The organism is Methanofollis sp. (assembly GCF_028702905.1).
GTDB lineage: Archaea > Halobacteriota > Methanomicrobia > Methanomicrobiales > Methanofollaceae > Methanofollis.
On record NZ_JAQVNX010000072.1, the window covers coordinates 3,799 to 11,381 of the forward strand.

The following is a 7,583-nucleotide window of genomic DNA, read 5'->3' on the forward strand; positions in this document are numbered from 1 at the left end:
TGATCGCTTCTCCTGATCTGATCCCTGATCTGTGGATCTCGATCTCCGATCCTGGATCCTGATCTCCTGATCGCTTCTCCTGATCTGATCCCTGATCTGTGGATCTCGATCTCCGATCCCCGATCCCTGATCCTGATCTCCCGATCGTTTCTCCTGATCTGATCCCTGATCTGTGGATCCTGATCTCAGATCCGGCGATCCTGATCCCGGATCAGGGCCGGGATCCCGCGATCTTGCGATCAGATCCGGCGATCTTCCCGGGATCGTCTCATGATCTTCGGTGATCTTCTCGGATCCCGGGGTCAGATCGGCGGATCCGCGCGATATAATGATCAGAATAGTGGAGTACAGGTAAATTCAGCCTCTTTTTACCCTTTTTCGCGATATCTTCTCCCCTCCTATCTCTCCATTCTTCCAGTGGAAACAAAGGGGTCGGGGTTTGCGGCCCTTCTATCACAAGAAGTATCAGAGGGAGCGATCAACATGTCCCCGAGGCTTCTCATGAAACCCGAGCACATCAAGCCGATCGAGATCACCGCGGCGGTGATCACCGTCTCTTCGACCCGTACCGAGGAGAACGATACCAGTGGAAAGGCGATCCTGGACCTCCTCACCGCCGGGGGATACCGTGTCGTCTTCTCGGTGATCGTGAAGGACGACAGGCAGGCGATCCGGGCCGCCCTTGTCACCGCGCTCGGGAAGGCCGACGCCGTAGTCCTCAACGGCGGCACCGGCCTCACCCCCGACGACTGCACCATCGAGGCCGTCGAGCCCTTCTTCGAGAAGAGGATGGAAGGATTCGGAGAACTTTTCAGGATGCTCTCCTTCGACGAGATCGGAACCTCGGCCCTCCTCTCGCGGGCGACCGCGGGCATCGTCGGCGGGAGGGCGGTCTTCTGCGTCCCTGGTTCGACCGGCGCCGTGACCCTCGCCACCGGCAAGATCATCGTCCCCGAACTCAGGCACATCATCTCCCACTCGCGGGGATGAAACCCTTCTTTTTCTGTCCGTGACTCTTACAGCATTGCAGCACGTTTACAGCAGAATTTCAGCACCTGCCGCGAAGATCGAAAGCCGCGAATTGGCCCGGAAACTGACAGTACTAATAGAGATAGAGAGCGCGTCTCTCTCTCAGTACTAACTTACAGCACAACACACACACACAGTGGCATCTCTTCTCCTCCCTCCGGGTGGGTGCGTGTGTGTGATATCCGCGATGCTGCAAACGATCATGCGATATCGTCATGTGGCGGAGATAACCGATATCAAAGCTCTCAAATTCGTCTGTTGAATCTCAGCGCCTTCCGCGAACTGCTGTAAACGACTGTAAAGAAGGGAGGTCTGCTGTAAACCTGGGGGACGAGGGTCAGGGGATGCGACCGGCGCTATCCCCCCTTCGCCCTCCTCCAGGAGAAGAAGATCACCGCGCCGACGACCGCCAAGGCGGCGACGATGAGAAGGACGACCGTCAGCGGGAGGGATCCGCCCTCCTCTCCCTCGCCGGGCAGGGCCGTCCCTTCGACCGAGATGTTCGTCCTCGTCGTGTAGAGGTTCCCGTTGGTGTCCCTGTACTCGATGACGAGCGGGACCTCGGTGACGTTCTCCGCCCTGAAAGTCAGTTCAAAGTTCGAGAGATCGTCAGGGTCCAGGGAAGCGACCGGGTAGACGCGGTTTGGGTCGACAGGGACGCCGGGGGATCCCACGGTGACCACGACGGCCTTTGCCACCTCGAGTCCGGCATTGGTCACGTCGCCGCTGACCCGGTACGACCCGTTCTCAGTGGTCACATCCACCCCGGAGACGACGATCCGTGCACTTTTCTTGTCCTCGGAAAAGACGATCGGGATCGAGACCTCGGTCGTCCTCTGGTTCCTGCCGTTCCTGTACGTCACCGTCATCGTGAGGGTGGTCTCACTCTCCGGCGTGATATTGAAGGCGACCTCTGCAGATCCGTCAGGGGCAAGGGCGCCGATGAAGGCGCTCGTCGGGACGCTCACCAACCCTTCACCCGACGGCATCACCGAGACCCCGTTGACCTCCCCGGAGCGGGGGTTGCTCACCGTCACCCGCACAATATCCTTCTTTCCCGCGGTGAATGCGTCGGGAATGTCGGCGACAGAGACACGGGGTTCGACAGCCTCGACCTTCACCGGCACCGCGTAGCGCAATGACCCGGCATTCGTGAAGTCGAGGACGAAACGCGGGTAATAGGTACCGGAACCGGCATCTGCCTGCACTGTAAAGGTGAACGAGGCCTCGTTCCCCGCCCCGATCGCACCGAAGGTCTGGTAGGGGTTGTCGAGGACGAGGATGTTCCCCTCCGTGTACATCTTTGCGCTTCTGACAGGCACGCTCACCTGTGCCGTGTTCTTCACCGTGACCGTGACCGTCGCCACGTCGCCGGGCATCAGGACCGCCGGATCGATCACCGCGCCGGTGACCATCACCTGTGCGGCGTCTTCCTCGGGCGTCGCCGCGGCCGCCGCCCCGGCAAGGAGGAGGAGAAGAAACGCACCGGTGAAGAACACCTCTCTCATCTACAGCACACCGAGGATGATGATCTGATAGACGATATATAAGACCACCGGCACACCGACGACGACCGCGGCGTCTCTGGTGGTGATCGTGCGTGCGTACTTTATCCCGAAGATCCAGATGTTCGCCGCCCAGACGAGGAAGATGACGCCGAGGACCTGGCCCGCCTGGAGCAACGGGGACTTCCGGATCATCTCCTGGAAGGCCGCCGAGGCCGCCGGGTCGGTAAAGTCGATGGCCGGGAAGGTGAAGGAGGAGAGGAAGGAGTACGTCAGGCCGAGAGTGATCAGGGCCGAGACGATGAGAGGGACGTAGCCGTACCCCACCGCTTCGAGGCTCTTCTTCAGGTCGCCGGACCCGTTGTAAAAGGAGGAGAGAGCATAGAAGACGAGGGCCTGGACGGCCCAGATGATCAGGGAGAAGATCACGATGCCGACCGCCGTGGTGATGCCGATGAGGCCGACAAACCCCTGCATCTCCGAGGGGAGGGAGGGGAGCATGGCGGTCATGGTGAGATAGGCCGTAACGGCGCCGATGATCCCGGCGATCAGCACGAGGATGAAGGGCACCATCAGGCCCGGGGCTTTGTCCGCCCTCTCCCTGAAGAACGCGTCCGGGTTCAACAGGACATCAAAAATCCAATGGCTCATACGAAGAGGGTGTACGCCGATCAATTTAAGGATAGGGGCTCACTCCTCCAGGGCGAGGAGCACGGCCTTCCTGAAGAAGATCTCGGGAAGCACCCGCCCGACAGGAGCATTGGGATCGAAGGTGAGGGCCGGGTTACCGAGTTCCTCCATCCGAGAAGGCCCTGCGCAGTAGCGTTCTGCCCCTGCCGCCTCTGCCAGGAGGTCGTCGAGGGGCACGCCGTTGAAGAAGACGCCGCTCCCCTCTCCCGCCTCCTCGACCCGCACCTCCACGGCGACGCCGTTCTCCTCCAGCACCGGGATAAGTTCTATGAGGAGTTCGGCAAGGGTCAGTCCCGTATCGGCCGTCCTGTACGGACACTCTGTGCCGGTCCGGCGCCACCAGAGGACGACGAACATCTCCTTCACTGCGGGGTCCCCCCGGCCGCCAGGATCATGGATGAAGAGGATCGTCCCCCGCCCATAAAAACCTCAGTGTTTCCTGAGGTACTCTCGCACCTTCTCGGACTCGATCCAGCCTCGGTCCAGGGCGGTGATGATCCCGTCGATGATCTCCGCCTGCTCCAGGATCTGCCCGGCATGGTGTCCCTCGCAGTGAAGGTCGGCGATGCCGACGATCACCGCGAGGGGGTTCCTGATCTCGTCGCCGAGGGTGGCGAACTGCGCGATGTTCTGCTCGATCCGGGCATAGGCCTCGGCCCGCACTCTCTCCATCTCCATCCTTTCGGTGACGTCCCGCGCCACCCCCTGAGCGCCGACCATCACGCCGCTGTTCAAGATAGGTGCGGCATTGATCTCAAGGTATCGTTCCGACCCATCCTTCGCACGGATACGGACCGCCAGCCCCTCGATCGCCTTCCCCTCTCGAAGGTCCGCGAAGAAGGATTCAAATCTGGAGCGGTCAGCCTCTTCTCGGTTGAACGCGAAATTTTTGCCCAGGAACTCCCCGGGTTTGTATCCGCTGATCCGGTGGACTGCGGGAGAGACATAGGTGAACAGACCGTCGGCATCGGTGGCGAAGATCAGGTCGAAACTCCGCTCGGCAAGGGAGCGGAATTTTTCCTCGCTCTCCTTGAGTGCGCGTTCCGATCGCCTTCTGATCCTGACAGTATAACCGAGGAAGAGGACTGCGATGCCGAGAGTGGCGATGGCGAAGGCGGCCCCCACCGCCACGGTCCGGTCGATCTCTACCGAGGGCGGCGGGCTGTTGATCACCGTGCTTCCGATCGGAAGGGTGGCGTTTTCAAGTCCGAACCTTTTCAACTGGGCATAGTCGAATACGTATCTCCCCTGAGGATCTTTTTTCACCGGTATCGACGAGGCCGGTTCGCCGTTGAGAACTCTCAGGGCCATCATGCCGGCCTCCCGTCCCTGGTCCTCCGAGGAGAGGAGTTTCCCCCCGGTCAGACCCTCTCCCATATACACCTCCCAGACACTGTAGACCGGGACGCGGGAGGTGCCGGAGACCGCCTCGATGACATCGTCATACTCGTAATAGGTGCCTTTCGCGTCCCTGGTGAGGGTCATGAGGAGGACGACCGTGTCGGGCGGGAGACGGCCGACGTCCTCCTTCGTCTCTTCAAGTGTCTGGTTCTCCGGAATGGTGAAGGCAACACGGCCTTCATAGCCCTGTGCGACCCCTTCGACGACTTTTCGATCGGCGATCCCGGTCAGCGTATTGTCGTTGACGACATAGACCTCCCTGACACCCGGATCGATTGAGATGGCGGCGTCGACCGTCCCCTGTACATCGGCGACCTCGACGATCCCGGTGCAGTTCTCCCAGCCGACAAGATACTCGTCCTCAAAATAGTTCACCCCGCAGAAGATGGCCGGCGTTCCGGGGAAGAGGGCGTCATGGTGCTCGCGGAGGAAGTGAAAGGCATATTCGTCCGAACAGATGATGGCGTCAAGCCTGACATCCGCGTACTTCAGCCTGTACACCCCGGCGATCTCTGCGGAGTACCGGGGACTCGCGATCCGCGGGGTGTCCATGTACTCGATATAGAGGTTGACATCTGTGGTGCCCTCGTCAAAAGCGGTATATACACCATCAGTGACGCCATCGGTCCAGGAGAGGCCCTCATGATAGGAATGAAGAAGAAGGACGTTCTTTTCAGGGGAGGCGGCGGCAGAAGCGGACGGCAGCAGGAGTATCAGGAAAAAAATGATGGCGAGGAATACCATTGGGGGCAATGTGTCCCCGCAGCATCCTGAGGCACTCATGCCGTTCGCAGTCTGTGTTTACTGTCCGTTCTTCCAGGCACGTATCCGCCTCATCGCCTCTTTCAGGGTGGGGATGGAGGCGGCATAGGAGACGCGTATCCAGCCCGGGGCATTGAAGGCCGTACCCGGCGTCGCCGCGACATGCGCCTCGTTCAGCCAGGCGCGGGCGATCGCCATGTCGTCGCCCTCCACCTTCACGAAGGCGTAGAAGGCGCCGTCCGGCGGGGCGACCGTGTATCCCATCGAGGTAAACTCGTCGAGCATGTACATCCGCCGCGCCTCGAACTCCTTTCGCATCGCCTCGACGCAGGACTGGTCGCCCTGCAGGGCCGCGACGCCGCCCCACATCACGAAGGTCGTGGGGGAGGAGATCGAGTGCTGCTGGACCTTCATCATCTGCCGCAGCACCGGCAGGGGTGCCACGGCATACCCGAGGCGCCACCCTGTCATCGCGTAGGCCTTGGAAAAGCCGTTGATGGTGATCGTCCGTTCGGCCATGTCCCCGAGAGCCGCGAGGGATATGTGTTCCTTGCCGTAGATGAGTTTTTCGTAGATCTCGTCGGAAAGGGCAAGGAGGTCGTAGTCCTCGCAGAGGTCCGCGACGAGTTTCAGGGATGCCTTCGAGAGCACCGTGCCGGCCGGGTTCGAGGGAGTGTTGACGATGATCATCTTCGTCTTCTGCCCCACCCTCTCCAGGATGGCGTCGTCGATCTGGAAGGAGGGTTCTTTCAGGGGGAGGTGGACGACCCGTCCGTCTGCCATCTGGACGCAGGGCTCGTAACTGACCCAGGCCGGGTCAGGGAGGATCACCTCGTCTCCCGGGTTGAGGCAGGCCTGCATCGCCTCATAGATAGCGTCCTTCGCGCCGCAGGTGGCGATGACGTTCTCCGGTCCGCAGGGGATCCCGTTCTCTGTCCGGCACTTTGCGGCCACGGCATGGAGGAGTTCCGGGATGCCGGCCGACGGGGCATAGTGGGTCTCGCCGCGCGCCAGGGCGTCGGAGCAGGCCTGCACGATATGTTCGGGTGTGGCGAAGTCGGGTTCGCCGATGGAGAGGCTGATCACGTCGATCCCTTCCCTCTTCATCTTTTTTGCGGCGTCGGTGATCTCGATCGTCGCCGACGGGGCGACGGCACCGATCTTTTCCGAGAGGGCCCTCATCCTAATCTCTGCACCATCTTCACGGCAGATTCAACGGCGCGCTTCGCGTAGTCGATCCGCTCGTTGGCTTCCATGCGGGTCATGCCGGGCCCGGAGATGCCGAGGGCGACCGGCTTGTTGTACTCGAGGGAGAGGTCGATGATCTTCCGGGCGGCGTGCTGGACAACGATCTCGTCGTGCTGGGTCGCGCCCTCGATGACGCAGCCGATCGTGACGACGGCGTCGACCTTCCCCTCGGAGAGGAGTTTCTTGATCGCAAGGGGCATGTCGTAGGCGCCGGGCACATAGAAGCACTCGGTGACCTCTGCGCCGAGGAACTTCGCGTGTTCCCGCCCCTCGATCTCCATCATATAGGTGATGTCGCGGTTGAACTCCGCAACCACAAAGCCAAGCTTGATTGCCATTGTCTTCTCCTCGATCGATCCTGTCTGTGTTATCTTTTTATTCTGCCGGTTCACTGCCTCGCAGGGCCTGCGTCCTCGAAGCCCTGCCTCTGGCCTGTGCCGGCCTGCCTGGTGAGGGCCTGCGGCCTGAGGACGAGGTTCACGGCGTTGGTGGCGTGCTCCCTCGTCCGCTGTTCAGCGAGCCAGGCAAGTTCTCTGTCTGTTTCGGCCTCGTCCTCGTGGACGAAGACCTCGATGATGTGGTGGTTTGTCATGAGCTGGGCGAGCATGAGGCCCTGGGAGGCCTCATGAGCGCACATCCTGTCCTTTTCCTTGCCGCCCGGCATGCCGAGGGCGATGACGATGTCGCATCCCCGCTCCTCGATGAGTTTCTTGCAGGCGACCGGGAGGTCCTTGAACCCCGGGACGGTGTAGCGCTCGATACCGACGCTCGCGTGTTTGCGGAGCTCGTCGATGGCGATCGCGCCCATGTCGACGCGTGCAAAGGTGGTGTCAGCGACGCCGACCTTCATGCGTCGAGCACCTCTGCCGCGGCCTCGACACCGTCGCCCACGCCGGCAACTCCTGCCTTGCGAAGTGCGTACTGGACGGTGGCGAGGGTGGCGAGGAT

The 7,583-nt window shown here is 61.3% G+C and carries 8 protein-coding genes; 1 reads left to right on the plus strand and 7 read right to left on the minus strand.

Features of this window, described 5'->3' with window-relative positions; all coding sequences use genetic code 11:
• Positions 1-501 precede the first annotated feature (501 nt).
• Positions 502-990: a molybdenum cofactor biosynthesis protein B gene (locus tag PHP59_RS08940; RefSeq protein ID WP_300166166.1), complete on the plus strand. Its 489-nt coding sequence runs from the start codon at positions 502-504 to the stop codon at positions 988-990.
• 395 nt (positions 991-1,385) lie between these two features.
• On the opposite strand, the gene PHP59_RS08945 is transcribed toward PHP59_RS08940, so the two are convergent.
• From PHP59_RS08945 to ribC, 7 genes are all read right to left on the minus strand, one after another.
• Positions 1,386-2,537 (minus strand): hypothetical protein, encoded by a 1,152-nt coding sequence (locus PHP59_RS08945; protein ID WP_300166168.1) that lies wholly within the window; start codon positions 2,535-2,537, stop codon positions 1,386-1,388.
• Complete coding sequence (locus PHP59_RS08950; protein WP_300166170.1) at positions 2,538-3,185, minus strand: Yip1 family protein; 648 nt, start codon at positions 3,183-3,185, stop codon at positions 2,538-2,540.
• A gap of 39 nt (positions 3,186-3,224) precedes the next feature.
• Positions 3,225-3,590, minus strand: a complete 366-nt coding sequence (locus PHP59_RS08955; protein WP_300166171.1) for a hypothetical protein — start codon at positions 3,588-3,590, stop codon at positions 3,225-3,227.
• A 63-nt stretch (positions 3,591-3,653) separates the two neighbouring features.
• Positions 3,654-5,369: a PAS domain S-box protein gene (locus PHP59_RS08960; RefSeq protein ID WP_300166173.1), complete on the minus strand. Its 1,716-nt coding sequence runs from the start codon at positions 5,367-5,369 to the stop codon at positions 3,654-3,656.
• A gap of 57 nt (positions 5,370-5,426) precedes the next feature.
• The gene (locus tag PHP59_RS08965; RefSeq protein ID WP_300166176.1) at positions 5,427-6,569 is read right to left on the minus strand and encodes a pyridoxal phosphate-dependent aminotransferase; all 1,143 of its coding nucleotides are present in this window, start codon (positions 6,567-6,569) and stop codon (positions 5,427-5,429) included.
• Positions 6,566-6,973 (minus strand): 6,7-dimethyl-8-ribityllumazine synthase, encoded by a 408-nt coding sequence (gene ribH / locus PHP59_RS08970; RefSeq protein ID WP_300166178.1) that lies wholly within the window; start codon positions 6,971-6,973, stop codon positions 6,566-6,568. The genes PHP59_RS08965 and ribH overlap by 4 nt, the downstream gene beginning before the upstream one ends.
• Before the next feature lie 50 nt (positions 6,974-7,023).
• Positions 7,024-7,485, minus strand: coding sequence for a riboflavin synthase (gene ribC, locus PHP59_RS08975; protein WP_300166180.1), 462 nt, complete (start codon positions 7,483-7,485; stop codon positions 7,024-7,026).
• Positions 7,486-7,583: the final 98 nt, after the last annotated feature.

Bases quoted from the DNA above. Each gene is read 5' to 3' on its own strand.
- PHP59_RS08960 (WP_300166173.1), bottom strand. From the start codon at position 5,369: ATGGTATTCCTCGCCATCATTTTTTTCCTGATACTCCTGCTGCCGTCC.
- ribC (WP_300166180.1), bottom strand. From the start codon at position 7,485: ATGAAGGTCGGCGTCGCTGACACCACCTTTGCACGCGTCGACATGGGC.
- PHP59_RS08965 (WP_300166176.1), bottom strand. From the start codon at position 6,569: ATGAGGGCCCTCTCGGAAAAGATCGGTGCCGTCGCCCCGTCGGCGACG.
- PHP59_RS08945 (WP_300166168.1), bottom strand. From the start codon at position 2,537: ATGAGAGAGGTGTTCTTCACCGGTGCGTTTCTTCTCCTCCTCCTTGCC.
- ribH (WP_300166178.1), bottom strand. From the start codon at position 6,973: ATGGCAATCAAGCTTGGCTTTGTGGTTGCGGAGTTCAACCGCGACATC.
- PHP59_RS08940 (WP_300166166.1), top strand. From the start codon at position 502: ATGAAACCCGAGCACATCAAGCCGATCGAGATCACCGCGGCGGTGATC.
- PHP59_RS08950 (WP_300166170.1), bottom strand. From the start codon at position 3,185: ATGAGCCATTGGATTTTTGATGTCCTGTTGAACCCGGACGCGTTCTTC.